This window comes from Paraburkholderia sp. UCT31, assembly GCF_014397655.1.
GTDB classification, from domain to species: Bacteria; Pseudomonadota; Gammaproteobacteria; order Burkholderiales; family Burkholderiaceae; genus Paraburkholderia; species Paraburkholderia tuberum.
On sequence record NZ_VZQP01000039.1, the window covers coordinates 15,812 to 42,703 of the forward strand.

Below are 26,892 nucleotides of genomic sequence, written 5' to 3' on the forward strand. Positions count from 1 at the left end.
CCTTGAATGCGCGCCCCATCAAAGGTTGTTCAGTCATGGCACGTCATAAGGTCTTATACGGTTTCCACGCAGTGACCGCGCGTATCCGGCACGATGCGTCGACGGTCGAGGATGTCTATTACGACGCGACGCGCAAGGACCGTCGTATGACCGAATTCCTGCATGCGGCGAAGGACGCGGGCGTGCGTCTGATCGCCGCCGACGAAACGCGTCTGTGGGGCCTCGCGCGCACGGAACGTCACCAGGGCGTGGTCGCGCGCGCGGGCGATCTGCCGCTTGCGCAGAATCTCGCCGAACTGCTCGACGGCATCAGCGGCTCGCCGCTGATCCTCGTGCTCGACGGCGTGACCGATCCGCACAATCTCGGCGCCTGCCTGCGCGTCGCCGACGCGGCCGGCGCCCACGCGGTGATCGCGCCGCGCGATCGCGCGGTGGGACTGAACGCGACCGCCGCGAAAGTGGCGAGCGGCGCGGCCGACACGGTCCCGTACATCACGGTCACGAATCTGGCGCGCGCGCTGCGCGAACTGAAGGACGCGGGTGTCTGGGTGGTCGGCACGGCCGACGACGCGCAGAAGAGTGTCTACGAAACGGAACTCGACGGGCCGGTGGCGCTCGTGATGGGGGCCGAAGGCGAGGGCATGCGACGTCTGACGCGTGAAACCTGCGATGTCGTCATGAACATTCCGATGGCGGGGACGGTGGAGAGTCTGAATGTATCCGTGGCTAGCGGAGTGTGTCTGTTCGAGGCTGTGCGGCAGCGGGCGGTGAAGAAGTAGTTTTCTGTCGTCGTTCTTGTTGTTGGCCGATCGTGGGCGCCCGGAACGCGGTGGTGGTTCCGGGCGTTTTGCTTTGAGCGCCTTCTCCGCGCCACTCCGGTAAACTACGGGTTTTTCACGCTTTTCCCGCCTCTCCCATGACTCAAGACGAACTCAAGCAACTGGTCGGCCAGGCCGCCGCCGACTACGTGAATGCCAACGTGCCGCAAGGCTCGGTGATCGGCGTCGGCACGGGCTCCACCGCGAACTGCTTCATCGACGCGCTGGCCGCCACCAAATCCCGCTATCGCGGCGCGGTGTCGAGTTCGCTCGCCACCACCGCGCGTCTGCAATCGCACGGCTTCAAGGTGCTCGACCTGAATCAGATCGACTCGCTGCCGGTGTACGTCGACGGCGCCGACGAAATCGATCACAGCGGCGCGATGATCAAGGGCGGCGGCGGCGCGCTCACGCGCGAGAAGATCGTCGCGTCGGTGTCGGAAGTATTCGTCTGCATCGCGGATGCGAGCAAGGTCGTCGAGACGCTGGGCCATTTCCCGCTGCCGATCGAAGTCGTGCCGATGGCGCGCACCGCGATCGGCCGGCGCGTGACGGCGCTCGGCGGCGTGCCCGTCGTGCGTGTGACGAAAGAGGGTGTGCCGTTCATCACCGACAACGGCAACGAGATCATCGACGTGAAGGGCTTGAGCATCAGCGACCCGCGCACGCTCGAGGCGCATATCAACGCATGGCCCGGCGTCGTCACGGCCGGCCTGTTCGCGGGCCGCGGCGCGAACCTGTGCCTGCTCGGCACGGACGCCGGCGTGCAAACGATCACGTACGGCCAGAATTGAGCGAATTGCGTTTCTGTTCGCTCTGACGCGTGTGAGCCGCTCCAACGGTTCACACGCGTTTTTTGTTGCGGTCGTGCCGCACGATCCCGCTTATACCGCCCGCCGCGGCGGCAACGCGCGCACCTGGCGGAAAATGCCTGGCACCGTGCGCAGACAATTAGCCGCCGATGCCCGCCGCGCGATGCCCGACCCGCGCGCGTCGCCGATCATCCGCGCGCCAAGCGCTTCGAAGCGCACGCGCAACGGACCGTCCGAGAGCAGCACCACTGCGTCGCGCGCCGTGCAGCGCACGGCGAAATTCCCCCAGGCGAACCCGGCCCTCCCAACTGACTGCTCCGATCGCCAAACGGCACGCGAGGCACGCGAGGCACGGCGGCCGTCGACGTCGCTCGCCCGTCGCTCGCGCAGCGCTCCGATCGTAAAGGTGTGGGCTGGACTGGCGAGCAGGCGTGGGGCGATATGTCAGGCGTAGTGCACATACGAAAGCGCCGGAACGAAGCCGTGTTTTTGCAGACGCGAACGGACTCTGCGAATTACTCGCTTACTGTCGCACGTCGAATGTGGGCACGCGCACGCACGGTCAGGAACGTGGCACATACACTCTTCTCTGAGGCCAGGTGGCGATTCGTGACAGACAGGACGGGATATGAAAGTGGCGATCGTGCACGATTGGCTGGTCGCTCCCGGCGGCGCCGAGAAAGTGCTCGGGCAGATCATCGAGTGCTTTCCCGACGCCGACGTTTTCAGCGTCGTCGATTTCCTCGAAGATCGCACGCCGCTTGCCGGTAAGCCGGTCACCACGTCGTTCATTCAAGGCCTGCCGTTTGCGCGCAGCCGTTATCGCGCCTATTTGCCCTTGATGCCGTTCGCCGTCGAACGGTTCGATCTGTCGAGCTATGACCTGATCATCACCAGTTCTTGCGCAGTCGCGAAGGGCGTATTGGTCGGCCCTCATCAGACGCACATCAGTTACGTGCACTCGCTGATGCGATATGCGTGGGATCTGCAGCATCAGTATCTGCGCGAAGCGAATCTGCTGCGCGGGCCGAAGTCGTGGGCTGCGCGGGTATTGCTGCATTATCTGCGCGGCTGGGACGCGCAGTCGACGAATGGTGTCGATCGTCTGATCGCGAATTCGCAATCGGTCGCGCGGCGCATGATGAAAACCTATCGGCGCGATGCCGCGGTGATTCCGCCGCCCGTCGACGTGAACGAATTCGAACTGCGCACCGAAAAAGACGATTTCTATCTGACCGTGTCGCGGATGGTACCGCACCAACGCATCGATCTGATCGTCGAGACGTTCAACGCCACGCCGCAGCGCAAGCTGATCGCGATCGGCGACGGGCCGCAGATGGCGTCGATCCGCGCGAAGGCAGGACCGAACGTGACGGTCCTCGGCTATCAGCCATTCGGCGTACTGAAGGAGTATCTGGCGCGCGCGCGAGCCTTCGTGTGCGCCGCCGAGGAAGATTTCGGCATCGTGCCGCTCGAAGCGCAGGCCTGCGGCACGCCGGTCATTGCGTTCGCCGGGGGCGGGGCGCTCGAAACGGTAGTGCCGGTCGGCGACCCGCACCCGACCGGCGTTTTCTTCGCGCGTCAGACGGCGGTGTCAATGCTCGACGCGATCGACCGCTTCGAGCGGTTGAGCGCGTACATCACGCCGGCGGCCTGTCGCGCGAATGCCGAGCGGTTTTCGGCTCAGGTGTTCCGGCGGGCGTTCATGGCCGAGGTCACGCGCACGATTGCGGCGGTCGCTCAGGGTCTGCCGGCGATGGAGCTGGGGGAGCAGGTGAGGTGGGCGCAGCCCGATCTCGCGACCCGGGAACTCGGCATCGCCAGCGACACGGCGCCGAAAAGCAGGTGGAGGCAATGAGGTAAGGGTCTTTCGCTGTTCTCGCCTCGTGGAGTTTTCGATAGGAGAGAAAGAGGTTTTCGTCGTCATGCAGTGATTTCGCAACGGGCAGTAACGAGCCGTTCTGACCAACGCGTCCGGGCGGCTCTTGGTGTGGGCGCGTCCGCTTCGCGCTTTGTGTCGGCAGCGCGTATCGCGTATCGCGCGATAGGCGCCGCGCGTGCAAGGCCAGCCGCGGCGGGCCGTCGTCAAGCAAGCAGTATTGGACTTCAAAAAACGACATCGGGGTGCGCGCCACGCGCTGTGGGCGAGATATTCGCCGGCGCGGCATGCCTCGCGTGGCCATAACGACCTGAAGCAGACGTTCGCTATCGTGATCGCTGAATTTCCTCACTGCGAAGTTCGCCGTGCCGGCAATTCGGCGTGTCACGGCGATTCACTACAACAGGCAGTCGTCATTCGCGCGTCACCGATTAACGCGCCGACGGCTTTTGGACGAGGACGAATTTAAACTCATGAATGCCGATCGCCTTCCGGGACCCTTTCCCGACATCTCCGCAACGTGGGCTGCGCTGAAGAGCCAGTTGCCGATCACGCCGATTCGCACCGAAGAGGATTATCACCAGATGGTGCGAGTCGCCAATTCGCTGTCCGATCATCTCAGCGGCAACGACAACGATCCGCTCGCCGATCTGCACGCGATCGTGACGGAACTGGTCGGTCATTGGCAAGCGCGCAACCTGACGATGCCAAAAGCGGAGCCGCGCGAGGTCCTGCGCCATCTGCTGATCACGCATGGTCTCAAGCAGAAGGATCTGGCCGGCATCGCGTCGCCGACCGTGGTCAGCGATATTCTCGCGGGGCGCCGCGCGATCAGCAAGAAAGTCGCCAAGGCGCTCGCGGTACGGTTTCAGACCGATGTCAGCGCGTTCCTGTAGAGGCGGTGTCGCGCGGCGGACCCGTCCATGACGTGCTCCGTCGCGGCGGCTCATCTTGCGTCAACCACGGCGGCTGTCGATCGGGCCGCCGGCGTTGGCGCTTCTATTCGCAGCGGCGTGTACGCGTTGTTGCCCGATTGGGTGTTTTTCTCGAATGGAACGCAGGCGCATTCCGGCGATCCTTCAGCGCACCGCCTTCAGTACCCGCACTTCGCATGCGCCGCAGTGCCGGCACGATGACCGACACTCCCGGATGCGATTCCCTCGATGGCATGGTCAGAACGCGTTGCGGCCGACAAAGCCCTTGAAAATCGTGATGAAGACGATCTTCATGTCGAACCAGAACGACCAGTTCTGGATATAGAAGAGATCGAACTTCACGCGCGCTTCCATCTTCTCGACCTTGGTGGTCGCGCCGCGATAGCCGTTGACCTGGGCCCAGCCGGTGATGCCGGGCTTGATGCGGTAACGGTGCATGTAGCCGTATACCTGGTCCTTGTACAGATCATCGTGTTCGACCGCATGCGGACGCGGACCCACCACCGACATCTGACCGAGCAGCACGTTCAGAAACTGCGGCAGCTCGTCGAGACTCGTGCGGCGCATGAAGCTGCCGAGCTTCGTCACGCGCAAGTCGTTGCGGGTCGCCTGCGTGATCTGGCCGCGCTCTTCCTCGTGCACGGTCATCGAGCGGAACTTGTAGATGCCGAACGGCTGGCCGTCGACGCCCTTGCGGATCTGCCGGAAAAACACCGGTCCCGGCGACGTGAGCTTGATGCCGATCGCGAGCACGGCGAACACCGGTGCGAGCACGATGAGCGCGAGCACGGCGAACAGGCGGTCGAACATCAGCTTGGGCCACATCTGCGGCGACGAGAATGGCGTCGCGCTCAGATTCAGCGTCGGCAAACCGACGACATCGACGATCGCATGATCGAACAGCGACAGACTGCGCACGTCGGGAATGAAGCGCAGATTGACGAAGTCGTGTCTGAAGGTGCGCGTGAAGCGGTAGATCGTGTGTTCCTCGGAAAGCGGCAACGCGAGCCACACTTCGTTCACGCGGTCATTGCGTACCTTCGTCGCGAACGCTTCCAGATCCGTCAGCACGGGTAGGCGGGTCAGACGCGCGCCATACGCGTCGTGGCCTTGCACGCTGGTGTCGAACACGCACACCGGTTTGAAGCCCGCTTGCGGCGCATGCTCGAGATGCGCGAGCAGCGTGCGCGCAAACCCCGGTGCGCCGACGAGCGCGACGGTGCGCGCGTTCATGCCGCGGCGACGTACGAAGCGCAGCACCATGTGCATGATGCAGCGTGTCGCGATGATCAACGCGCCGGAGATCAGCGTCGAGTAGCCGAGCCACAGGCGCGACACCGCATCCGTCCGATGCAGCGTGAACGCGAGCAGGAGCGCGGTCGCGACCACCATGAGCCACGCGGCGGCGATTCGCGCGAGCACCGGCGCGAGCGCCTTGCCGCGCCACGTCTCATAGACCCCGAAGCCCGGAAACAGCAACAGAACCAGCACACACTTGAACGCGATCAGAAGACGCTCGGTATCGGCCAACGCGATCGGCGCGGAAAAGCGCATCCAGTGGGCGAGCAGACCGCCTGCAATCACGAACAGTGCGTCGAGACATCGAGCAGTAATCCTGAACATAGGAAAATCGACCCCGGTCATCGAGCCGCGTGCCGCTTATTCGACGGTCTCGGCCTGGCGCAGTCGCGGCAGCAGACGATCGAATTCGCGTTTCACGAGGCCGTAGCATTCGCACGCGCGGGCTTCGAGGCCCTTGCGGTCGAGCACCTTGATATGACCGCGGCTATGATGAATCAGGCCTTCGTCGTGCAGCTTGCCGGCCGCTTCGGTGATGCCTTCGCGGCGCACGCCGAGCATGTCGGCAATCAGCTGCTGCGTGACGTTCAGATCGTTCGACGCCACGCGGTCCACCTCGATCAGCAGCCAGCGGCACAGTTGCTTGTTGAGCGCGTGATGGCGATTGCACGCGGCGGTCTGCGCGACCTGGGTCAGAAGAGCGTGCATATACAGCAGCATCAGGCGGCGCAGAAAGTCGGACCGCGCGAACTGCTGCTTGAGCGCCTGTGCGCTCATCCGGTAGGCGAAACCCGCGCATTGCACCTGTACGCGGTTGGGCATGGTTTCGCCGCCCGTGAGGACCGGCACGCCGGTCATGCCTTCGCGGCCGACCGCGGCGATCTCGACGGAGCTGCCGTCTTCCATCGTCGAGAGCATCGAGATGATCGCGGTGGTGGGGAAGTACACATGATGGATCCGTTGACCCGAGTCGCATAGCAGTTGCTCGGTGCGCAGATGAACCAGTTCGAGGTGGGGAGCTAGTGCCTGCCATTCGTGCGACGGCATTGCGCCCAGCAGATGGTTACCGTGCAAATCGGATTGAAGTGTCAACATGATCGGTCCTCGCATGAAAGTCGCGCCTCGCGCGACTCTCTCCGTTTATTTGATCCGATGCCCGCATCCCCGGGAGTGGGCTGCCCGGCGAGCAGCTTGGATGAACAGCATCGGCCCCGTTTTAGGCCTGTCTGCCACCGCCTCTGTTGTTGCGCTCGTGTGCGGTGGCACTCTGTTGCGTAGAGGTAGTAGCGAGGACCGTGCCAACGTTAGGGAAAACGCCTGCTGATGCGGCGCAGCGAAGAAACCCGGAGCGCGTCGGGAGAGTAAAAGCGGCTTTTTGTTTCAGTTCTGCACACCCCCGCCGGACGGGGAATGCATCGTATGAAAGCTTTGGGTTTGGGCGAATCCCTTGATATCAAAGGCTTCACAACCAAAAACGGGGGTGCTGTCGAAGTTGTCTCAGATTTGAACCTGGCGCCGCATGCACGTTTTGAAGCGCTCCTCGTGAAGTGCCGGAAATGATTCAGAAGTGTTAAATGGAGTGCGTGCGCTGTCGCACGTAAGGCCTTTCAAAGCAGGCAACAGTTGCGTTCGAGCCAACAGTGAGCGAGCCGGGCAGACAGTTCGAGACCTGCGAAACGAGCTTTGGGGCGCTTCGCGTCCGTGCGACTAGTTCGGAATGACCACTAGCCGTAGAAGATGGCGGATAGCGCATTGATCGCGCGGACTTCCCCCTGGGGTGCCCCGCATGTTTCATCCACTTTAAAGGCCGCGTTTGATGCGGGAGCAACGAGTTCTTGCGGCGACGCCGCGAAGGCGCTCGGCAGCGGTTCGAGCGCATGCAGCGGCACGATACAGCGCCGGTTCGGCGCGAGATGGAACCAGTCGCGCGCCGCGCGATAACGGGGGTCAACGATATGAACGAAGCGCGCAAAGCGCTTCGTTTCGATCGCAAGCTGCCAGCCGCTGCGCTCGCCACGACGTTCGACCTCGACGGTCATACCGAGGTCATCACGCGCGTGCACGCTACGCTCGGGCAGATGAAACGCTTCGGACACGATCTCGCCACTCGCGGCATCGTAGAGCGTTGCAATCGTGACATCGTGCGCGCGTGGGCCGAAGCGGTACGCATGCGTGAAATCGAAGAACTGGCCCAGATGCGCGGCCGCACTGATGCGTTGCAGGCTGCGCGGGGCAAGCGTCAGCGCGCGTCGCGCGGATGTGACCTTCACGCTGCCGTCGCGCAAACAGACCAGCTCGAGTTCGCCGCAAAACGTTTGCGCGCGCTCGTTGATCAGATGAATATCGAGGCCGTTCAGGCCTTCGTCGGTGAGCGTGATCTGCAACGGCTGCAGTGTCTGCGCGAAGCCGTGCAGCGCGCTTTTCGGCCGTCCCGTCGCGTCGATCACGCCCCAGCCCGCGCCCGCGCGCAGATCCTGCAACTGCCACACGAGGCCGCCGCCGCACGACGAGCCCGCGCGCCGCCACTCGGCGAACACGTCGCCGATCAGCTCGGCAACCACCGCGCGCGACAGATCCAGATAACGCACCGCATCTTCATAGCGCAAGCGCGCCGGCTCGACGCCGTAAAGCGCCTGCAAATAATGATCGCGCACGTCGTCGAAATCCCAGCCTGCGCCAGGATCGCGCGGCACGGTGGCTTTCCAGCGCGGATCGTGCGTGTGGATCGTGCCGAGCGCGTCGTGCAGCGTCGCCTCGTCGGGGACGTTGGCGAATGCCAGGCATTCGGCCGCGAAGCGCACCTGCGCGCGGCGCACGTCGGCAAGCGGGCGCTGATACGCGCCGACGCCGTAGTAATGCGTGACGCCCTCGTTAGTCGAAAACGGCCACGCGCCGCCCGATGGCGAATTGCTGACATAGGGCACGTCCTCGCGATCGCGCGCGACGAGCGCGGGCAGCAGCTCGGTAAACAACGCTTGCGCTCGCTGCGCCGCGGGCAGTCCGAACATCGCGGCCTGCTGGTCGACCTCACTGCCGCCGCACAGCACCGCGAGCGAGGCAAAGCGACGCGTACGGCTCAGGAACTGGCTCGCTTCGCGCTCGATCAATGCGCTGAACGCGGCATCGTTCGGGTAGTCGAAATTCGCCAGCGCGAAGTCCTGCCAGATCAACAGGCCGTACTCGTCGGCGAGCGCATAAAACAGATCGGACTCATAGAGCATCGTGCCGCCGACGCGCAGCATGTTCATGCCGGCGGCGCGCGCGAGCTCGAACGTATGGCGCAATTGCGTTTCGGTGCCTGCTAGCGTGACGAGATCGGCGCTGGTCCAGCACGCGCCGCGACAGAATACGGGCACTTCGTTCACGCGCAAGGCGAAACCCGCAGCATCGGCGCCGCGGTCCACTTCGATACGACGAAAGCCGATCGAGCCCAGAGACTGAGAGACCACGTTGCCGTCGACGAGCTGCAACGTCAGAGGATATAAAGTGGGCTCTCCATGCGTATGCGGCCACCAGCGTTTCGCGTGGGGCACGCGCACGTCGCCGGTGAGTGTATATGCATCGTGCCATTGCAAAGACGAAACATGGTCTCCGCAAGAAAGTGTCGCGCGGCAGGCCGCGACGTCGTGGGGGCGTACGAAACGTAAAGTCAACGAAACAACCCCATCCTCTTGCTCGAGCCGGCTGGTCAGATCAATCGTGTCGAATGCGTGCGGCGCGTCGCCGAGCATTTCGATCGGACGCCACGGGCCGACCGTCTGAATCGACGGACACCAGCCGGGCATATGGCCGAGCAGCGTGGTGCGCACGCTGCGAAGCGTCGGCGGCGACACGAGCCGCGGCCGCCAGCGGGCACGCGAGCGTTTGGCCGCCAACGCTGGCGTCAGTGAGCGAAAGCACAGCACGAGCGTCGCGCGGCCGTCCAGGTCGATATCCAGATCATGGGCGATGAACATCGATGCGGACTCGAGCCGCTTCACATCGTCGAGCCACACTTGCGCGAGCGTCGCGAGTCCATGAAAACGCAAGCGGCGCCGCCCCGTACCGATCAGCGTGACGCGATACCAGTGATCGTCAAATGCGAGCGGTGGCGGGTGATCGACATCGAGCAGACCGGCGGCGAGCCGCGCGCTCGCGACGGTGCCGGGCACCTGCGCGGCGAGCCAGCCTTGCGCGGGCAGATCGGCCGGCGACGCATAGGCGTGCGGCGGGGTGCTCAGACAGGCCCAGCCGGTGTCGAGCCGTTGCGGCCATAGCGAGGGCGCGGCGCGGGCAGTGCCTGCATCATGCGCTTGCGCGATCGCGCCGGTCGCGCGCGCACGGCCAGCATCGCCCTCGTCAGCGGGCGGATCGAGTGTCGACACATCCACGGTCAATTCCCGGAAAAACCGCGCGGCACGAAGTGCGCGCAACAACGCATCACCGTATTAGCGCACCAGAGCGGCCAGCGGTGGCAGCGTTTTTTCATAAGCGCTTTCAAGCACGTCGAAGCAGTCTTCGCAGGTATCGCGACGGCCCCGCGCGATCGCGCGAATGAGCCGGAACTGCATCACCATCGACTCCGACGCGATACGTTGCGCGGCGGCCGGTATCGTCGGCGGGATCTCGAAGCCTTGCGCGAACAGCCACTGCAGATACTTCGACAGGAACTCGAAGTTCGCGCCGAGCTGCCGCATCAGATTGAACGAGTACAGATGGAAGTACGCCTCGTCGCGCTCGAACAGCGTATCGAGATGCGCGGGAAACGCGGCACGCCATTGCGAAATCGGATTGGTCAACGGACGCCGTTCCAGATGCGCGCACAGCAGTTCCGCCGACGCCTCCGCGAGCGCGGTGCCTTCGAGCGCGGGCCGCGCCTGCTTGGCGAACTCGACGTAGGGAAACAGCAGATCGGGCTGCGCGGTGAAATGCGGCAGCTTGCGAAACACGCCGTCGTAGTCGTCGCCCTCGAGCCGGTGGTAGCCGGTGTTGTGGAAATAGCCGAGGCGGCGCGCGGCGGTATCGACGAAGTCGATGCCGATCGTGGTCTTCGGATGCTCGCGGCGATACGAGGTCGCGCGCGTATCGGGGAGGTAGTAGCCGTCGACCTCGACGAGCACGGTGTGGCCGCGCAGCGTCTGCGCGAGCACGCGTTCTTCGAGCGAGTCGTAGATCGCGAGCTCCTGCACCTGGGTGCCATACAGACGTTCGAGATCGTCGAGCGGAAACTTGAAGAACGTGAACTGATCGCCTTCGAAATCCTGCGTGACCGTGAACGCGAGCGCCGCGCGCGGATCGAGCCCGAAGCCGTGCAGCAGCTCGATCCACAGATCGACATAGCAGTTGGTCTCCTGCCACACGCGTTCGCCCTGATGCAGCGCGTGCGCTACGTGCTCGCGCAACTGCGTGCCGGCACCGGGCAACGCGTGGGTCTGCTGATGCGTTGGCAGATCGCCTGCGCGTCGCGGCAGCGACGAGTTGGCGAGCGCGGCGGCAAGCGCCGAAGTCGGCGATGGATTCATGCGCGCTCCTCGGCGACGGTCGCCGTTGGCGTCGCCCGCGTTGCCTGCAGCGCATCCGCGACGCGGGTCTCGGTATCGCCCCACAGCAGCGCGCGCACGTCGTCGGGCCACGCGTCGACGTCGAGCCCATGATGACGGAATAGCGCGAGCGTGATGCGTTCCATGCCGAAGCCGACACAGCCCGTATGCGCGGTCGCGCCGTCTTCGCAGGCGATCTTCCAGATCGCGCCGAAGTGGTCCATGTGATAGTTGAACGACAGGCAGGCCGTCTTGCCGCGCGGATCGGCGACCGCGATCAGCAACTCGAACTTGAGCGCCTGCGCGCGCTGACTATCGGCGACGATCTTGCCGCCGCGGCCGAAGAACGGATCGTTCGCGAGATCGACTTCGACCGGCAAGCCTAGCAGCTTCACAAGCAGCGAGCCGCGCTCGATCCACATCTGCCGGAACGCCATCACCTGCTCGGGGCTGCCGAGACGCACGTATTCCCGTTGACGGAACATCTGCATGCGGCCCGGATCGAGCGACGGCTCATGACGGAAGCAGTACGACAGCACGTCGACGGTGCGGCCGTCGGCGGGCAGTGCGCCGCGCCGCGCCATCACCGGATAGATCGGATAGCAGGCGGCCGGCGTCAGCACGACGCGCGTCGGTTTCTGTTGCGCGAGCCACGCGTCGCCACGGTCGTCGTCGCTGTCGGCCATCGCATCGTCGAGCGCGCGCAGCAGACGGTGGTGGCCCATGTCGTCGCCGCGAAACGAATGGATGGTGCCCGCGAGATTCGGAAAGCTTTTCAGGTATTCGCTATCCTCGAAGTCGGTGCGGCGCATCGCGGGCGGAAAGCGCAATACTTCGGCTTGCTGATCTTTACCCAGCTGCGTAATCGCGAGGTTCAGCCGGTCGATCACGTCCTCGAAAACCTGGCTGCGGCCATACAGTCCGTTTTCACCGGTATCGATCAGCAGGCCGGCGGCCAGCATCTCGTCGCGCAGCGTAAGCGAAGGCCCCACGTCCGCGGCGGCGGCGGCCGCGGCGATAGCGGCGGTATCGGTCATCAGCTTCATTCAGGGTCTCCCCGGCGCGGCAGGACGTTGCGCGAGCAGCAGACTCGCGGTGTTCTGCGCGATACGGTCGTTATTGATCATCAAGGGCGCCGAGTGCAGGTCGCGCAGATGGCGGCCGACGCTATAGGGCGTGCCGTTCTTGTAGCCCGCCATGCCGCAGATCATCAGCACTTCCTGTACCACCTGCAGCGCGGTGGTCGAAATGCTGGTCTTCAGCGTGTTCATGTCCGACGCGAAACCGAGCATCGCCGCGAGCGGGGCGTCCGCCTGGGTCGCGCCCTCGCGTGCCTGATGCGCGGCGCGCGCGGCCTCCAGCGCGACCGATAGACGCGCCTGCATCATCTGCAGCAGCCCGACCGCTTCGGCGAGCCGCAGGCCCGCCGGCGGCATCGTGCCGGGCTTCGCGCGCGCCTGCGCGCGGAAGAACGCTTTCGCGCGATTGACCGCGTCGACGGCGATGCCGGTCCATACCGACGCCCACAGCGTGTGCGACACGGGCAGCATGGTCTGATCGGCGATGTCGGCGAACGGCGTCGCGAGGATCTGTTCGGCCAGTCCCGTCGCGACGAGCCGGAAGCCCTCGCTGCAGGTGCCGCGCATGCCCATCGCGTCCCAGCCGCCACGCCGCTCGAGCTGCGTATCGGCGCGCAGCGCGACGATCAGCACCTGGTCGGACGCGGCCGCGTCGGCGGTGCGCCGCGCGGTCACGAGGATGCCGTCGGCGTGCGCGCCGTACGAGATCGTCGGGGCGAGCTTTTCGATCCGAAAACGCGCGCCATCGAGCTCCACCGAGCACGCGCTCGTGCGCATGTTGCCGCCGATCGTCTCTTCCGACGTCGCCGACGCGAGCAGCCATTGCTGCTCGGCCAGTTGTGCAAGCAGGCTCGCTTGCCAGGCGGAGGCGCCGCGATGAGAGTCGATGCACGCGACCTGGATCTGATGCATCGCATAGATCATCGCGGTCGATGCGCAGCCCTGCGCGAGCGTTTCGCAGATCGCACCGATATCGGCAAGCGACAGGCCCGCGCCGCCGAAAGCGGTCGGCACCATCGCCGACAGCAAACGCTCGGCCTTGAGCGCGTCGAACGCCTCGACCGGAAAGCGCGCCTCGCGGTCCACGGCGTCCGCGTACTGCGAGGCGATCGCCGCGCAACGATGCGCTGCAGCACGCCATTCGGGACCGGTATCGAGCGCGCTCAGCGCCCCGATGGCAGCGCCCTGGCCAGCGCCGGTCCGGGCGTCGGTAGTCGAGTTCGAGGCCGCCCCGCAGGCCGCTGCGGCGGCCTGACCCAGCAGCGGCGCACTCATGCCGCCGCCTTGGCCTGTTGCAACTCCGTCATCGCGGCGGCCATCGAGTCGATGCTCGAGAACAGGCGGCGCGTCAGCATACGGTCAGGAATTTCGACGTTGAATTCGTCTTCCATGGCAAGCATCAGATGCACGGTCGCGAGCGATGAGAGTCCGGCAGCATAGAGGTCGGCGTCGTCGGCGAGGCTTTCCACCGGGACATCCAGGCGTGCGGATTCAGAAAGGATGCGTCTCAATGCAGTTTTCATGCAGTGCTCCCCTTATGGTCAAAGGTCTGCCGATCGGTGCCGAGGTCGAATGACGTCGGCACCTGATTTTCGTGTGCAGGTTCGTGCGGTGCGAAGACCGCGGCGTGCGTTCGCGATGGTGCAGTGCGGTGTTGCAGGCGGGCCTGCGTGATGCCATCCGCGCTACCGGGCGCACGTGGCAAGACTGCGATTCGTTGGCTCGTATTTAAGATTCGTCAACCCCGAGCGTCAGTGCGATGGCGCACGGAAGCACATCTTTCGCGCACGTTACCGTGTAGTCGATGATGAGGGACCGTCATGGATCGGCCCGCCGTCGCGCACGGCAGGCATCGCCGGACCCGCCGAAAATTTTGACAGCCGGGGGCGTGATGAACTGGAAAACGCTGGAGTTCGATCAGCTATCTGCACGTGAGTTGTATGTCGTGCTGCGTGCGCGCAGTGCGGTATTCGTCGTCGAGCAGTCGCATGTATGCCTCGACGCGGACGGTCGCGACGAGCAGGCCTTGCATGTGTTCGCGGTCGAAGACATGGCGCGGCCGATGCCGGTGCTCGCCTATGCGCGGGTGCAGCCCGGCGATTCCGAAGATCCGGAAGTGACGATCGACAAGGTGCTGACGAGTCCGCTGCGGCGCGGCGACGGCACCGCCGAGATGCTGATCGAGCGTGTGCTCGAAGCGGTCGCCCAACGCTGGCCGGGCCGCGCCACGCGCGTGAGCGCACCGCTTGGCTTGCGCGGGTTCTACGAGCAGTTCGGCTTTCGCAAGACGGAGGGACCGTACCTCGAACACGGTATGCCGTTCATCGGTCTCACGCGTCAGGTGCGCGGTGCTCAGGCGCGCTTCGGTCTGAGGCGCCGCGAGCGCGACGGCGCATCGTTCGTCAATACGTTCGAACTGTTGTGATGCCGCGTCGGCTGGGTACGTGTTTTCAGCCTTGGCATTCAGGTCCACCGACCGTGAACAAGCGGTGGACCGGCGCCATTGATTGCGCGCGCCGGGACTCAGCCTTGTGCCCGTCCGGACGACGGCGCGCAACGCAGCCAGAGCCTGTAAAGCGCGTCGCGCAACTCGCTCGACCCGCGCAGCGACATGCCGAAGTTCGCCGCGCTCAACGCGAGCGCGACGACGATCGCCAACAGCAACGCACTGATCGAATCCGCGAGCGCGAGCGCGACGAGCAGAAACGCGAGATGCGCGAGCATGTTGCGCACGATCGTCCATGCATGCAGCCGTGAGAACGCGAGCAACACCGAGTAATCGAGCAGCACCTTCAGCACGACGACGACCGCCGCGCCCATGATGCCGAACCAGTGGATGCCGCACCATAACGCGCCGGTAAAGAACGGCAACTGAAGCCAGCTGATGCTCGCCACTGCCACGGGATGGGTCTGCGCCTGCAACAGGCTGCCGAGGATGCTCGACTGGCCGCTCAGCCACACGCCGAGAATCAGCACGCTCGCGACCGGCGCCGCGGCGGCGAGCTGCGGTCCGAGCCACAGCAGCAAAAACGGCTTCAGGGCGAACAGCGCCATGATCACGCATGGCGTAAATGCTCCATTGAGAAACGCGAGCGCGTTGTGCGCGAGCGCATCCGCATCCTCGCGCGACGCCGCCGACAGTCGCGGAAACAGGGTGCGCACCATCGCGAGCGGCAGCAGGTTCAATCGATTGATCAGGTTTTGCGGCGTCGCGTAGTAAGTGACGAAGCGCGCGCCGAGCAGTCCGCCGATGAACACGCGGTCGAGCGTCGACGCGATCATGTTGGCGCCGGAAAACATCAGCAGCCAGCGGCCGTTGCGGAACAGCCCGATCATCAAGCGCCATTGCGGCATCCGGATACGGCGAATGCCGAGCGCGCGAATGGCGGCCACGCCCAGCATCAGGCCGCCGACGAAACGCGCGATCACGGCGGCTGGAATCGCGATCGCGAGTGACGGCGAAAAGCAGAGGACCGCCGCGATCGGCAGCAACTGGAACAGCGCGGTGCCGAGCGTCTGGTTGATGTTGTAGCTCGTGAAGGACTCGACGCCGGTAATCGCGCCCGCGAACACCCAGGTCACGTTCGCGATCGGCACAGCGAGCGCGATCCACGGCAGGCTCGCCATCACTTCATGCTGGAACGTCGGCTCGATTTTCACGCCGTAGGTGATGTAGACGATGGCTCCGGCATAAATCAGCGCGCCGCCGATGATGCCGGTACCGAGATTCATGAACCACGCACTCCAGAAGATCGGTTCGATCGAATCGTCGCTGGCCGCGCGAGCTTTGGCGATCTGGTTTTCGGTCGCCAGACTGGTGCCCAGGTCGAGGACGCTGAAGTAGCCGATCAGCGCCCACACCAGATTGATCACCCCGTAACGCTCGGCGCCCAGCAGATGAATGTAGGTGGGCACGGTCACGAGGGAAACGAAGGTCGGCGCGACGGCGCCGGCAAAGTTGATGAAGATGTTCCTGACGATGCTTCGTTCCATGTTCCATTGCCGGGCCGGTGAGAAGGGCCGCGCGGAAACACGCGGCGGCATCAACTTTTCGCAGGTCTTGCATCTTGCCCCCGGGCGCCGCGTGACTGTGTGGGTGGCCGTACAGATAGCCGCGATCGGGAGGGGGTTAAATGGCAAAGGTCATAGGGTAGCGCGGTGGTTGGCCACGAGCCGGCCGCGCGCACCGCATTGCGGAGCATTCCTAAGCGCGCCCGCGCCGTCTCCATCACGTAATGCTCGCGGCACGCTGCACGCAGTCGCGGGCATCGACCATAGCGCATGACCGACGCGATCCGCCGCGCGTCGGTCCACGTGCGGGGCATGCTGCACTGCACAGCACGCTCATCGACACACGCCAGCGCAGCGCGATTCGGAACCCAAACTAATGTGGAGCGACGCACATATGCGCGAGAGCACCTTTGTTGTAATCATTTGAAAAGGAAGAGTAAGGAGCGGACCGTGAGACCCATCGTCTTCGACGGCAAATTCGGCTGGTTGCATCCAGCCAACGGCCCGGATGGCGTTGTGATGTGTTCCCCGTTTGGCTACGACACGCTGTGCACGTATCGCGGCATGCGCCGGCTCGCCGAGCGCCTCGCCGCGCGCGGCATGCCGGTGCTGCGCTTCGACTACCCGGCGACCGGCGATTCAGCCGGCGACCCGACCGACGCCGGCCTGTGGCGCGCATGGATCGACAGCGTCAAGCAGGCGGTCGCGCAACTGCGCGAGGCGACCGGCGTCGAGCGTGTCAGCGTGTGCGGTCTGCGTCTCGGCGGCATGCTGGCCGCGCTTGCCGCGCAGGAACTTGGGGATGTGCACGGTCTCGTGCTGATGTCGCCGGTGCTGTCGGGCAAGACTTACCAGCGCGAATTGCGCGCGCATTACCGGCAGTGGTTGAACGATCCGGCCGCGATGGATTGCGTGGTCGAGCCCGATACCGACGAGTTCGTCGAAGCGTATGGCTTTCGCATGTATCGCGACACGCTGCAAAGCCTGCTCGTGGCGGATCTGTATCGCGAGACGAGCCGGCCGGCCGCGCGCGTGCTGCTGCTCGATTCACTGAACCCGGCGCGCGCCGGTGCGCTCGCCGCGCATTACAGCGAACATGGTGTCGAGCTCGAGCGGCACCCGTTCGACGAATACAGCCGCTTCATGATGGAACCGCTCGAAAGCGAAATACCGCACGCCGCGTTCGAGACCATCGAGAACTGGCTGCTGGCGGGGAACGCGCAAACGGCCCAAACGGCCCAAACGGTGGCGCGCGTGCCCGAGCGAGGCGAAGAGCCGGCGGGCGGCCACTATGTCGCGCCGAGGCTGCACGAGACGCCGGTGTGGCTGAACGAGGGCAAGGTGTTCGGCATCTACTGCCGGCCCGACGGCGCCGCGGCGGCGCGCGCCCCGGCGGTGCTGCTGCTCAATACCGGCGCGGTGTCGCGGATCGGCAATGGGCGTTTCGGCGTACATTTCGCGCGGCGTCTCGCACGCCAGGGGATCGCGTCGCTGCGCATCGACGTCCGTGGTGTCGGCGACAGCATGCCGTCGTGCGACACGTTGAGCCTCGACGCGCTGTACTCTCAGTCGAGTGCCGGCGACGCCGCGTACGCGGCGCGCTGGCTTGCCGCGCGCGGTCATGCGGGCGCGCTGCTGCTCGGCATCTGCTCGGGCGCCTACACCGGCCTGCATGCGGCGACGCGCGAAGCGGCGGTGGTGGGCGCGGTGATCGTCAACGTGCAGAAGTTCAGATGGCATAACGTCTGCGACGAACACGGCAAGCCGATGATCCCGGTGTCCGCGTTCGGCTCGACGCGCAACTACATGCGCTCGATGAAGCAGCCGGGCAAATGGCTGCGCGTGCTCAAGGGCGAGACGGGCGGCTGGGGCCTCGTGCGCGAGCTGGTGGTACGCCAGCTCGCGCGGACCGGCGAAACGCTGGCCGACCGGATCGAGCAACTGTGTGGCCTCGAATTCGGCGCGCGTGACGAGCGGCATCTGTTCGCGAACCTCGAAGCACGGGGCGTCGACACGCACCTGGTGTTCGGTGTGCTGGACGAAGGCGTCGAGGAGCTCGAGCGCTACTTCGGCGTGCGCGGCGCGCGGCTCGCGCGCTTCACGCGCATTCACGTGGCCTTCTGCAAGCACACCGATCACGCGATCCTGTCGTCGGTGGCGCAGGAAAACATCATGTCGTACGTCGAGAACGTCTATCGCGGCGGCTTCGCGAAGCTGCGTCAGCCCGACAGCGCGGCGCTCGACGGCGAGCTGCACAGGCACGATGAACATCGCGCCGCGGGGGCGTTGCGTCCGTTCGGAGAAGCATAGGGAGCACGCGGACAGACAGGGCCGCCCAGGCCGCAGTGTGTGTCGCGCGCATACGACTGAACGCGCGTGCGACCACGAGGCACTTGCTGGCGTCATGCCGGCCCGTGAACAGGATCTGGATTCGACAGGATCGCAAATGAATCGAATGGTAGAACCAGGTAATCCGCCCGCGCCGCAGGGTGGGACCGCCGCCGCGCTGCGCGAACTGACCGTGCAACCGGTGATTCTCGCGAGCGGCTCCGGTGCGAGGCTGTGGCCGCTGTCGCGCGAACGCAATCCGAAGCAGCGGATCGGGCTGATGGGCGACCAGTCGCTGCTCGAAGCGACGCTGCGCCGGCTCGACGACGCGTTCGTCCCGGCCGCGCCCGACGCGGCCCGCACCACGCCGCCCGCCGCGCCGCTGGTGGTCTGCTGCGAGGAACTGCGGCTGCCGACGCTCGAGCGCGTCGAGCAGTACCGCAAACCGGTGCGCATACTGCTCGAACCGATGGCGCGCAACACCGCTCCGGCGCTGACCGTCGCGGCGCTCGCCGCGCGCGCGTCGGCCGCGGCCGGCGACGATCCGATCCTGGTCGCGCTGCCCGCCGATCATCCGATCGCCGATCAAGCGGCGTTCGGCGCGGCGCTCGACGAAGCGCTCGCGCATGCTTCGCGGGATGCGATCGTCACGCTCGGCGTGCCGCCGCAGCGCGCGGCGACCGGCTACAGCTATATCCGCACCGCCGCGGCCTTGGGAAACCGGGGCGCGCGGACGATCGAGCGCTTCGTCGAGAAGCCCGATGCCGAGCTGGCCGAGCGCTACTTCGCGTCGGGCGAGTACTGGTGGAACAGCGGCATGTTCGTGGTGCGCGCGTCGGTGTGGCTCGACGCGATCGGCCTGTGCCGTCCGCTGATCGCGGCGGCCTGCAAGGACGCATTCGCAGGCGCGAGCATCGACGATGCCGGCGCGCTGCATCTCGCGCGCGACGCGTTCGCCGCGTGTCCGTCCGACTCAGTCGACTATGCGGTGATGGAGCGCATGGGCAGCGACGCGCGTCTCGTCGGCGTGACGGTGCCGCTCGACGTGGGCTGGTCGGACCTCGGCGCCTGGGACTCGGTATGGGACGCGTCGAGCAAGGACGGCGACGAGCGCTTCCTGCTGTCGGAGAATCAGTCGACGTTGATTCCGCTGGGCGTCAGGCATCGGCTCGAAAATGCTGGCAAGCCGCCGCTGGAAATCATCGAGGTGCATTCGGACGGCGATCCCGGCGAAGACGACATCGTGCGCTTGCACGGCTGATGGACACCGAGCTGTTCGGCGTCCGCACGCCGCGGACCCACCTGCGCCGCTTGCGCTTCGCACGACACCTTTGTTCGCCGGAACACGCAGGCGTCCGACCACGTCCGCGCAAATCAGACAATTTCATCACGCCAACGTGCGAATGCGCACAAATCAATCCCCACAACGCAGGCACGCTTGACGAGCGAGCTTTGTGCCTGACGAAACAGATGGCGTTACACGAACGAAACAAATCTTCAGAGGGATAACCCTGTCAGGAAGTGTCCCAGCTGGCGCATCCGTTTCGAAGCTAGCAACGTATCGGAAAACGATTCTATTGGCATAACAGATACGTACGGGCCCTTCAATCAACAGGCCACGCGGGGTCAACACCGCTTCGGGGATATGTCATGGAACACGCAAACAAAGATCGCTCGTTGGTGAGCAAAGTCATGGACGGGCTCGTCAGCGGCATCGTCGAGGAAAAATACGGCGCGATTCTGCCGCCGCAGGATGTGTTGTCGAAGGAATTCGATGTGAGCCGCACCGTGATGCGCGAGGCGCTATCGATGCTGCTCGCGCGCGACATGCTCGACGTGCGGCCGAAGATCGGCACGCGCATCCGGCCGATGAGCGACTGGCGCATGATCGACGAGGACGTCGTCAATTGGCGTTTCCGCGCAAAGCCCGATCCGATGTTTCTGCGTGACGTGATCGAGTTTCGCATGCTGATCGAACCGCGCGCGGCGGCGCAGGCGGCCGCGCGCGGCAGTGCCGCGGACATCGCGGCGATTCGCGAGGCGTTCGAGGGGTTTCGCATGATCCGTCCGGGCGAGGCCGGCTATCAGGAAGCCGACGAGCTGTTCCATACGCGCATCGTGATCGCGAGCGGCAACCAGTTCTTCAAGCAGATGGCGGCGATCATTCGCGGCGCGCTGTCGACCCTCAATCCGATCGTGCACGACCGGGAAGGGCTGTGGGAGAGTGCGATCGCATCGCATCAGCGCGTCATCGAAGCGATCGAGCGGCGCGATCCGAAGGAGGCCGAGATCGCTGCGCTCGCGATGATCGATTACGCGGCCGAGGAGGCCGGCGGGCGGTTTTCCTCGGAGCCGCCGGCGCGGGTTTGAGCGTGATTGCGAGCGCGGGCTGAGCGTATCTGTGAACGTCCGGCCGCGGGAGCGGCGGGGTGGGGTGTCGAAGGTCGGTGCGCGGCAGTGATGCCGCATGGTTCGATTGGCCGGGTTCGCCGCGTTCGCAAGCGGCATCGGTGACAATAGCGGCTGTTCCGAACCGCATGGACCTTTGCACACACGATGACAGATACGACAGCGGCACCGCACGCAGCCAGCACCCAACCGACCGATCGGGCAGCGCAGGACACCACTTCATCGCGCGAGATCCGCTGGGGGATCGTCGGCACCGGCCGGATTGCGCGCCGCTTCGCGCAAGGACTCGCGTTCGTGCCTCGGACGCGGCTCGCGGCGCTGTGGTCGCGTCGCGTGGAACCGGCCCAGGCGTTCGCCGATGAATTCGGCGGCGCCGTCTGCGACAGTTTCGACACTCTGCTCGCGAGCGGCATCGACGCGCTCTATATCGCGACGCTGCAGGACAGTCACGCCGACTATGCGATCGCCGCGTTGCAAGCGGGGCTGCACGTGCTGTGCGAGAAACCCGCGTGTATCAATCGTCCGCAGCTCGAGCGCGTGCTCGACACCGCGCGCGCTTCGCAACGGCTCTTCATGGAAGCGATGAAGCCGCCGTTCTATCCGCTCTACAGAAGGTTGCGCGAGCACCTCGCGGCCGAGCCGATCGGCGAGGTCGGGCTCGTGCGCGCGGGCTGCTCGGTGCCGGGCGTGCCGGCCGATCATCCGTCGCTGTCGTTCGAGCATGCGGGCGGCGCGCTGCTCGATATCGGCATCTACGAGATGTTTCTCGCGGTCGACTGGCTCGGCGCGCCACGCGACGTGCAGACCTTCGGCCGGCTTGGCGCGACCGGCGTCGATACGTTCGCGAGTCTGAACAGCCAGCACGAGCGCGGTGGTATCGCGCAGCTATTCTGCGGGCTCGATCTGCATGGCAAGGGCGATGCGCTGCTGATGGCCCAAGGCGGTCACGTGACGCTGCACGAGCCGTGGTGGAACCCGTCGCGCGCGACGATCCGTTACGCGGATGGCCGCGTCGTCGAACTCGACGAACCGTTCGAAGGCGGCGGCTTGAACTACGAGACCGCGCACTTTTGCGAGCTGATCCGCGCGGGTGTGCTGGAGAGTCCGCTGATGCCGCACGACACGTCGCGACAGATGATCGCGATGGCCGACGCGGCGCGCGCGGCGTTGGGGCTCAAGTTCGCTGGGGAATGAGCCGCTGGGGGCAACGAAAAGGAGCGGGCGGCGCTCAGTGCCGCGTCGGCAGCGACAGCCGCCGCTCGTACCAGCGCTGCGCCCACTCGAGCACCTGACACAGCACCCAGTACACGGCCGCGGCCGCAAGATAAAGCGGCAGCGGCTGGTAGGTCGACGCGATGATTTCCTGCGCGCTGCGCAGCAACTCGGTCACCGTGATGACGGACACGAGCGAGGTGTCCTTGATCAGGCTGATCAGGCTGTTTGACAGACTCGGCACCGCGATGCGCAGCGCCTGCGGCGCGATCACGTAGCGCAGCGTCTGACGCCGCGACAGCCCGAGGCTGTACGAGGCGAGCCACTGGCCCTGGTGGATGCCCAGAATCGCGCCGCGCATGCTCTCGGACAGATACGCGGCGACGTTCGCCGACAGCGCGATCACGCCGGCCGGCGTCGGATCGAGCGAAATGCCGAAGCTCGGCAGACCGTAATAAATCACGAAGATCTGCACGAGCAGCGGCGTGCCGCGCATCACGCTCACATAGACGCGCGCGATCCAGTTCAGCGGACGGCTGTGGCTGATGCCCATCAGCGCGAGCATGGCGCCGCCGATCAGGCCGAAGATCATCGACAGGATCGCGAACTTGATCGTCAGCAGCGCGCCTTGTGCGAGCACCGGCAGCGATTGGAGCAGCAGGGATGTGATGGACATGGGCATTGTTCTTATTGACGCACAAAGCGCACATCATAAACTTTGGCGCGCCTTCAGGCGCGGGTCGCGCGATGCGGCTTGGGGTATACGCGACGCGCGGCTCGGCTCCCGCAGCTCGCGTGGGCCGCAAAAGCGCGAAGGGCGGCATCGTGATCGATGCCGCCCTTCGTTCGACTCCACGCGTGTTACTTGATCGGCTTGCTGACGTCGATGCCGAACCACTTGTCCGAGATCTTCGTGAAGGTGCCGTCCGCTTCGAGCTGGGTCATTGCGTCGTCGATCGCCTGCGCGAACTTCGGGTTGCCCTTTCTGAACGGAATGCCCGACGGGTTGCCCGGGCCGACGTTCGCGCCGGTGCGCAGCGGGAGGTTCGAGTTCTTCAGCAGGTACGCGAGCATCAGACGGTCGTTCAACGCCGCGTCGAGCCGGCCGGCGGCCAGATCACGCAGGTATTCGGGTGCGCCCGGGTAGGTCTTCACGTCGATGCCCGGCACTGCCTTCGCCATGTCCATGTAGTTCGTGCCGAGACCGACGCCGAGCTTCTTGCCCTTCAGGTCTTCGAGTGAGGTGAACTGGCGCGTGTCGTTCTTGCGCTGGATCAGTTGCGCCGCCGAGTACGTGTACGCCGGCGAGAAGTCGAGCGTCTGCTTGCGCGCGTCGGTGATGCCGACCTGGTTGACGATCACATCGAACTTGCCCGCCTGCAGACCGGCGATGATGCCGCTCCACTCGGTCGTGACGAACTCGGGCTTCACGCCGAGCCTGGCCGCGACCGCCTTGGCGATGTCGACGTCATAGCCGACCAGCTCGCCCGACGGCGCTTTCGAGTTGAACGGCGGGAAGGTGCCTTCGAGACCGATACGCAGCGTGCCGCGCTGCTTGACCTGGTCGAGCAGGTCTTCCGCGTGCGCGGTAACGGCGCTCAGCGACGCGCCGATCAGCGCGGTGGCGAGGAGCTTCTTCAGCAGGCCGAATTTCATCGTGTTCCTTGTACATCTGATGTTTTGACGGTCGAGAGCATAGCAAACGAGCCTATCGCAACCTAAATACCGTTTGTTTATGTCTATATGCGGCGGCGCGGATGCCTAGCGCAACGCCTGCGCGCATTCGGCGACGAGCGCCGGACCGCGGTAGATGAAACCAGTATAAAGCTGCACCAGCGACGCGCCGGCCGCGAGCTTCGCGCGCGCATCGTCGCCCGAGAAAATGCCGCCGACGCCGATGATCGGCACCGCCTCGCCGACTTCGGCGCGCAGCTTGCGGATCACCTCGTTCGACGCGTCGAACACCGGCTTGCCCGACAGGCCGCCGGCTTCGTCAGCATGCTGCATGCCCGCGACGGCGGTGCGCGACAGCGTAGTGTTGGTCGCGATGACGCCTTCGAATTGGTGGCGCAGCAAGGTGTCGGCGATCGACTTGACCTGCTCGTCGTCGAGGTCGGGCGCGATCTTCAGTGCGAGCGGCACGAGCTTGCCGTGCATGTCGGCGAGTCTTTGCTGCTTGTCCTTCAGCGCGGCGAGCAGCGCGTCGAGTTCGTCGGCGCCCTGCAGCTGGCGCAGGTTCTTCGTATTCGGCGACGAGATGTTGACCGTCACGTAGCTCGCGAACGGGTACACGCGCTCGAGGCAGTACAGATAGTCTTCAGCGGCGCGCTCGATCGGCGTGTCGGCGTTCTTGCCGATGTTAAGACCGAGGATGCCGCGATAGCGCGCGGCCTGGACGTTCTTCACGAACTGGTCGACGCCAGCGTTGTTGAAGCCCATCCGGTTGATCACCGCGTTCGCCTGCGGCAGCCGGAACATGCGCGGGCGCGGATTGCCCGGCTGCGCGCGCGGCGTCACGGTGCCCACTTCGATGAAGCCGAAGCCGAGCGCCGCCAGACCGTCGATGCACGCGCCGTCTTTGTCGAGGCCCGCCGCGAGTCCGACCGGGTTTCGGAACGTCAGGCCCATCAGGGTGCGCGGCGAATCCGGCACGCGCGCCGCGAGCGCGCCGGCGAGGCCGGTGCGACCGGCGGCGCCGAGCATGCGCAAAGTCAGATGGTGAGCGTCTTCCGCGTCCATGCGAAAGAGTTGGGCGCGAACGAGCGGATAAAGGGAGCTGAGCACGGGATGAAGCCGGACGGCCGGAAAATGGGAACCCGCCATTTTACCGGCTTTGGGCTTTGATGAGACTGGTGGGGCGTTGCCGGCGACGAGCAGGACCCGGCAACGACTCGACGGACGGCGCCTCGACTACGGCCTGAGCGGCCCGCGTCGTCCATGCATCGCGAAATCGACCGGCGGCAGGTCGATGCTGGCCGGATCGAGCACGCGCCACGCGCCGTCGATCAAGCCTTCGAGCGGCCGGAAATTCGCCTTGTACGCCATTTTCGGGCTTTCGCGAATCCAGTAGCCGAGATACACGTACGGCAGGTTCAGGCTGCGCGCCTGCTCGATCTGCCAGAAGATGTTGTAGGTGCCGAAGCTCGCGTGCGGCAGGCTCGGCTCGAAGAACGTGTACACCGACGACAACCCGTCGCCGAGGATATCGATCATGCTGATCATGCGCAGCGCGCCCCGCGCGTCAGGTAGCCCATCGGGCTGCAGCGGCGCTGGCTCACGAAACTCGACGAGCCGCGAGTTGATCCGGCTTTGCAGCAGGAACTGCTCGTACTGGTCGCGGCTGTCGCGATCCATGCCGCCGCCCGCGTGGCGCGCCGACTGGTAGCGCATATACAGCGCGTAATGCTCCTCGTCGTAGTGCAGCGGCGCGACGGTCGCAATCAGGTCGCCGTGCTTTCTCCATACACGCCGCTGCGTGCGGTTCGGCTGAAAACGCTCGACCGGCACGCGCACCGGCACGCACGCGCGGCAGCCGTCGCAATACGGCCGATACGTGAACACGCCCGAGCGCCGGAAGCCCGCCTTGACGAGGTCGGTGTAGACGTCCGAATTGATCAGGTGACTGGGTGTGGCGACCTGCGAGCGCGCGATGCGGCCGTCGAGGTAACTGCAGGGATAGGGCGCCGTTGCATAAAATTGCAGCGCGGAAAGCGGAGAAAGAGGCAGCTCGTTGGGATGAGTCACGTTGGCAGCTCTCGAAGCGTCTCTGGTAATGCAAACCCGGCACGCCCGGCGGTTGATGCCGCGATTCGATGGGCGGCGGACCGGATTCGGCCTGATTTTTCCTACGCCGCCCGCGCGAGGATGTCGAGCAGGGCGGTCTTGTCGAAGCGCCACGGGATGGCCGGCGCGCCGACAGACGCGCGAACATGCGCGACAAACGCCTTGCGCGCTATCTCGCGGCCGCCGAGCGACGCCAGATGCGACGTGTTCTGCTGGCAGTCTATCATTTCTATTTCGTGACGTCGCAAGTGGCCGACCAGCGCGGCCAGCGCCATTTTCGAGCCGTCGGTGACGTCGGTGTACATCGATTCGCCGAAGAACATCCGCCCGAGCGACACGCCGTACAATCCCGCTACACGCTTGCCCTCGAGCCAGGTTTCGATGCTGTGCGCGTCGCCCAGGCGGTGCAGCGACGAATAGGCTTCGACGACGTCGGCGGTGATCCACGTGCCGCGCTGACCGTGGCGCGGCGCCTGCGCGCAGGCGCGCATCACGGCGGCGAAATCGTGATCGACGCGGATTTCCCACGCGCCGTCGCGCAACACGCGCTTGAGCGTCTTGCGCAGCGATGGCGACACCTTGAACTCGGCGGGGCGCAGGATCATGCGCGGATCGGGGCTCCACCACAACACCGGCTGGCCGTCCGAATACCACGGGAAGATGCCGCGCCGATACGCGTCGATGAGGCGCGACGGCAGCAGATCGCCGCTTGCCGCCAGCAGACCGGGCGCGCCGCTCGCGGCGCCGAGCGCGCGCTCGACGGGCGGAAACGGGTCGTCAGCTCCGAGCCAGGGAACCATGCGCGCCG

The 26,892-nt window shown here is 65.3% G+C and carries 23 protein-coding genes; 9 read left to right on the plus strand and 14 right to left on the minus strand.

Translation table 11 applies throughout. The features are described from left to right. The first annotated feature begins 35 nt into the window (after positions 1-35). On the plus strand, positions 36-779 hold the full coding sequence (rlmB, locus tag F6X40_RS28040; protein ID WP_184029367.1) for a 23S rRNA (guanosine(2251)-2'-O)-methyltransferase RlmB: 744 nt from the start codon (positions 36-38) through the stop codon (positions 777-779). Between the two features lie 137 nt (positions 780-916). Continuing rightward, a complete protein-coding gene (gene rpiA, locus F6X40_RS28045) occupies positions 917-1,612 on the plus strand; it encodes a ribose-5-phosphate isomerase RpiA (RefSeq protein ID WP_187630054.1) in 696 nt (231 codons plus the stop codon). Between the two features lie 90 nt (positions 1,613-1,702). Here rpiA and F6X40_RS28050 read toward each other — a convergent pair whose 3' ends face one another. Then, positions 1,703-1,903, minus strand: coding sequence for a hypothetical protein (locus tag F6X40_RS28050; RefSeq protein ID WP_187630055.1), 201 nt, complete (start codon positions 1,901-1,903; stop codon positions 1,703-1,705). Positions 1,904-2,258: 355 nt separating this feature from the next. On the opposite strand from F6X40_RS28050, the gene F6X40_RS28055 reads away from it, so the two are divergent. After that, on the plus strand, positions 2,259-3,488 hold the full coding sequence (locus tag F6X40_RS28055) for a glycosyltransferase family 4 protein (protein WP_187630056.1): 1,230 nt from the start codon (positions 2,259-2,261) through the stop codon (positions 3,486-3,488). A 494-nt stretch (positions 3,489-3,982) separates the two neighbouring features. Continuing rightward, a complete protein-coding gene (locus tag F6X40_RS28060) occupies positions 3,983-4,405 on the plus strand; it encodes a type II toxin-antitoxin system HigA family antitoxin (protein WP_184063912.1) in 423 nt (140 codons plus the stop codon). A gap of 276 nt (positions 4,406-4,681) precedes the next feature. Here the strand turns inward: F6X40_RS28060 and F6X40_RS28065 are convergent, their stop codons facing one another. From F6X40_RS28065 to F6X40_RS28095, 7 genes are all read right to left on the minus strand, one after another. Then, on the minus strand, positions 4,682-6,067 hold the full coding sequence (locus F6X40_RS28065; protein ID WP_187630057.1) for an undecaprenyl-phosphate glucose phosphotransferase: 1,386 nt from the start codon (positions 6,065-6,067) through the stop codon (positions 4,682-4,684). Positions 6,068-6,103: 36 nt separating this feature from the next. Continuing rightward, the gene (locus tag F6X40_RS28070) at positions 6,104-6,838 is read right to left on the minus strand and encodes a Crp/Fnr family transcriptional regulator (RefSeq protein WP_090804319.1); all 735 of its coding nucleotides are present in this window, start codon (positions 6,836-6,838) and stop codon (positions 6,104-6,106) included. A 629-nt stretch (positions 6,839-7,467) separates the two neighbouring features. Continuing rightward, a complete protein-coding gene (locus tag F6X40_RS28075; RefSeq protein ID WP_187630058.1) occupies positions 7,468-10,155 on the minus strand; it encodes a glycoside hydrolase family 2 protein in 2,688 nt (895 codons plus the stop codon). A gap of 15 nt (positions 10,156-10,170) precedes the next feature. Next, positions 10,171-11,244 (minus strand): DUF1839 family protein, encoded by a 1,074-nt coding sequence (locus F6X40_RS28080; RefSeq protein WP_184063907.1) that lies wholly within the window; start codon positions 11,242-11,244, stop codon positions 10,171-10,173. Beyond that, positions 11,241-12,308, minus strand: a complete 1,068-nt coding sequence (locus tag F6X40_RS28085; RefSeq protein WP_187630059.1) for an amino acid--[acyl-carrier-protein] ligase — start codon at positions 12,306-12,308, stop codon at positions 11,241-11,243. Before F6X40_RS28085 ends, F6X40_RS28080 begins: the two co-directional genes overlap by 4 nt. Further along, the gene (locus F6X40_RS28090) at positions 12,309-13,616 is read right to left on the minus strand and encodes an acyl-CoA dehydrogenase family protein (RefSeq protein WP_187630060.1); all 1,308 of its coding nucleotides are present in this window, start codon (positions 13,614-13,616) and stop codon (positions 12,309-12,311) included. Then, positions 13,613-13,864 (minus strand): acyl carrier protein, encoded by a 252-nt coding sequence (locus tag F6X40_RS28095; protein ID WP_013089253.1) that lies wholly within the window; start codon positions 13,862-13,864, stop codon positions 13,613-13,615. Before F6X40_RS28095 ends, F6X40_RS28090 begins: the two co-directional genes overlap by 4 nt. A gap of 368 nt (positions 13,865-14,232) precedes the next feature. Here F6X40_RS28095 and F6X40_RS28100 point away from each other — a divergent pair, with 368 nt between their 5' ends. Continuing rightward, positions 14,233-14,766, plus strand: coding sequence for a GNAT family N-acetyltransferase (locus tag F6X40_RS28100; RefSeq protein WP_184029325.1), 534 nt, complete (start codon positions 14,233-14,235; stop codon positions 14,764-14,766). 98 nt (positions 14,767-14,864) lie between these two features. On the opposite strand, the gene F6X40_RS28105 is transcribed toward F6X40_RS28100, so the two are convergent. Beyond that, complete coding sequence (locus F6X40_RS28105) at positions 14,865-16,334, minus strand: oligosaccharide flippase family protein (protein ID WP_187630061.1); 1,470 nt, start codon at positions 16,332-16,334, stop codon at positions 14,865-14,867. 468 nt (positions 16,335-16,802) lie between these two features. Between F6X40_RS28105 and F6X40_RS28110 the strand changes: the two genes are divergently transcribed. The 4 genes from F6X40_RS28110 (at position 16,803) to F6X40_RS28125 (ending at position 22,283) form a co-directional block, all read left to right on the plus strand. Beyond that, complete coding sequence (locus F6X40_RS28110) at positions 16,803-18,662, plus strand: alpha/beta hydrolase (protein ID WP_187630062.1); 1,860 nt, start codon at positions 16,803-16,805, stop codon at positions 18,660-18,662. 136 nt (positions 18,663-18,798) lie between these two features. Then, on the plus strand, positions 18,799-19,941 hold the full coding sequence (locus tag F6X40_RS28115) for a mannose-1-phosphate guanylyltransferase (RefSeq protein WP_187630063.1): 1,143 nt from the start codon (positions 18,799-18,801) through the stop codon (positions 19,939-19,941). A 389-nt stretch (positions 19,942-20,330) separates the two neighbouring features. After that, on the plus strand, positions 20,331-21,050 hold the full coding sequence (locus F6X40_RS28120; RefSeq protein ID WP_187630064.1) for a FadR/GntR family transcriptional regulator: 720 nt from the start codon (positions 20,331-20,333) through the stop codon (positions 21,048-21,050). A gap of 186 nt (positions 21,051-21,236) precedes the next feature. After that, positions 21,237-22,283, plus strand: coding sequence for a Gfo/Idh/MocA family protein (locus tag F6X40_RS28125; RefSeq protein WP_222946187.1), 1,047 nt, complete (start codon positions 21,237-21,239; stop codon positions 22,281-22,283). 34 nt (positions 22,284-22,317) lie between these two features. Here the strand turns inward: F6X40_RS28125 and F6X40_RS28130 are convergent, their stop codons facing one another. From F6X40_RS28130 to aat, 5 genes are all read right to left on the minus strand, one after another. After that, positions 22,318-22,977 carry an amino acid ABC transporter permease gene (locus F6X40_RS28130; protein ID WP_184029308.1) on the minus strand — a complete coding sequence of 220 codons (660 nt, stop codon included), beginning with the start codon at positions 22,975-22,977 and terminating at the stop codon, positions 22,318-22,320. Between the two features lie 185 nt (positions 22,978-23,162). Continuing rightward, the gene (locus F6X40_RS28135; RefSeq protein WP_090805719.1) at positions 23,163-23,957 is read right to left on the minus strand and encodes a cystine ABC transporter substrate-binding protein; all 795 of its coding nucleotides are present in this window, start codon (positions 23,955-23,957) and stop codon (positions 23,163-23,165) included. A gap of 105 nt (positions 23,958-24,062) precedes the next feature. Further along, positions 24,063-25,124, minus strand: coding sequence for a quinone-dependent dihydroorotate dehydrogenase (locus F6X40_RS28140; protein ID WP_187630065.1), 1,062 nt, complete (start codon positions 25,122-25,124; stop codon positions 24,063-24,065). 87 nt (positions 25,125-25,211) lie between these two features. Further along, on the minus strand, positions 25,212-26,045 hold the full coding sequence (locus tag F6X40_RS28145) for an arginyltransferase (protein WP_187630066.1): 834 nt from the start codon (positions 26,043-26,045) through the stop codon (positions 25,212-25,214). Positions 26,046-26,146: 101 nt separating this feature from the next. After that, the gene (gene aat / locus F6X40_RS28150; RefSeq protein WP_184063888.1) at positions 26,147-26,884 is read right to left on the minus strand and encodes a leucyl/phenylalanyl-tRNA--protein transferase; all 738 of its coding nucleotides are present in this window, start codon (positions 26,882-26,884) and stop codon (positions 26,147-26,149) included. Between the last annotated feature and the right edge of the window lie 8 nt (positions 26,885-26,892).

Excerpts from the sequence above, each read along its gene's own strand:
- rlmB (WP_184029367.1), top strand. The coding sequence starts at position 36 with ATGGCACGTCATAAGGTCTTATACGGTTTCCACGCAGTGACCGCGCGT.
- rpiA (WP_187630054.1), top strand. The coding sequence starts at position 917 with ATGACTCAAGACGAACTCAAGCAACTGGTCGGCCAGGCCGCCGCCGAC.
- F6X40_RS28055 (WP_187630056.1), top strand. The coding sequence starts at position 2,259 with ATGAAAGTGGCGATCGTGCACGATTGGCTGGTCGCTCCCGGCGGCGCC.
- F6X40_RS28060 (WP_184063912.1), top strand. The coding sequence starts at position 3,983 with ATGAATGCCGATCGCCTTCCGGGACCCTTTCCCGACATCTCCGCAACG.
- F6X40_RS28065 (WP_187630057.1), bottom strand. The coding sequence starts at position 6,067 with ATGTTCAGGATTACTGCTCGATGTCTCGACGCACTGTTCGTGATTGCA.
- F6X40_RS28070 (WP_090804319.1), bottom strand. The coding sequence starts at position 6,838 with ATGTTGACACTTCAATCCGATTTGCACGGTAACCATCTGCTGGGCGCA.
- F6X40_RS28080 (WP_184063907.1), bottom strand. The coding sequence starts at position 11,244 with ATGAATCCATCGCCGACTTCGGCGCTTGCCGCCGCGCTCGCCAACTCG.
- F6X40_RS28085 (WP_187630059.1), bottom strand. The coding sequence starts at position 12,308 with ATGAAGCTGATGACCGATACCGCCGCTATCGCCGCGGCCGCCGCCGCC.
- F6X40_RS28090 (WP_187630060.1), bottom strand. The coding sequence starts at position 13,616 with ATGAGTGCGCCGCTGCTGGGTCAGGCCGCCGCAGCGGCCTGCGGGGCG.
- F6X40_RS28095 (WP_013089253.1), bottom strand. The coding sequence starts at position 13,864 with ATGAAAACTGCATTGAGACGCATCCTTTCTGAATCCGCACGCCTGGAT.
- F6X40_RS28100 (WP_184029325.1), top strand. The coding sequence starts at position 14,233 with ATGAACTGGAAAACGCTGGAGTTCGATCAGCTATCTGCACGTGAGTTG.
- F6X40_RS28105 (WP_187630061.1), bottom strand. The coding sequence starts at position 16,334 with ATGGAACGAAGCATCGTCAGGAACATCTTCATCAACTTTGCCGGCGCC.
- F6X40_RS28115 (WP_187630063.1), top strand. The coding sequence starts at position 18,799 with ATGAATCGAATGGTAGAACCAGGTAATCCGCCCGCGCCGCAGGGTGGG.
- F6X40_RS28120 (WP_187630064.1), top strand. The coding sequence starts at position 20,331 with ATGGAACACGCAAACAAAGATCGCTCGTTGGTGAGCAAAGTCATGGAC.
- F6X40_RS28125 (WP_222946187.1), top strand. The coding sequence starts at position 21,237 with ATGACAGATACGACAGCGGCACCGCACGCAGCCAGCACCCAACCGACC.
- F6X40_RS28130 (WP_184029308.1), bottom strand. The coding sequence starts at position 22,977 with ATGTCCATCACATCCCTGCTGCTCCAATCGCTGCCGGTGCTCGCACAA.
- F6X40_RS28135 (WP_090805719.1), bottom strand. The coding sequence starts at position 23,957 with ATGAAATTCGGCCTGCTGAAGAAGCTCCTCGCCACCGCGCTGATCGGC.
- F6X40_RS28140 (WP_187630065.1), bottom strand. The coding sequence starts at position 25,124 with ATGGCGGGTTCCCATTTTCCGGCCGTCCGGCTTCATCCCGTGCTCAGC.
- aat (WP_184063888.1), bottom strand. The coding sequence starts at position 26,884 with ATGGTTCCCTGGCTCGGAGCTGACGACCCGTTTCCGCCCGTCGAGCGC.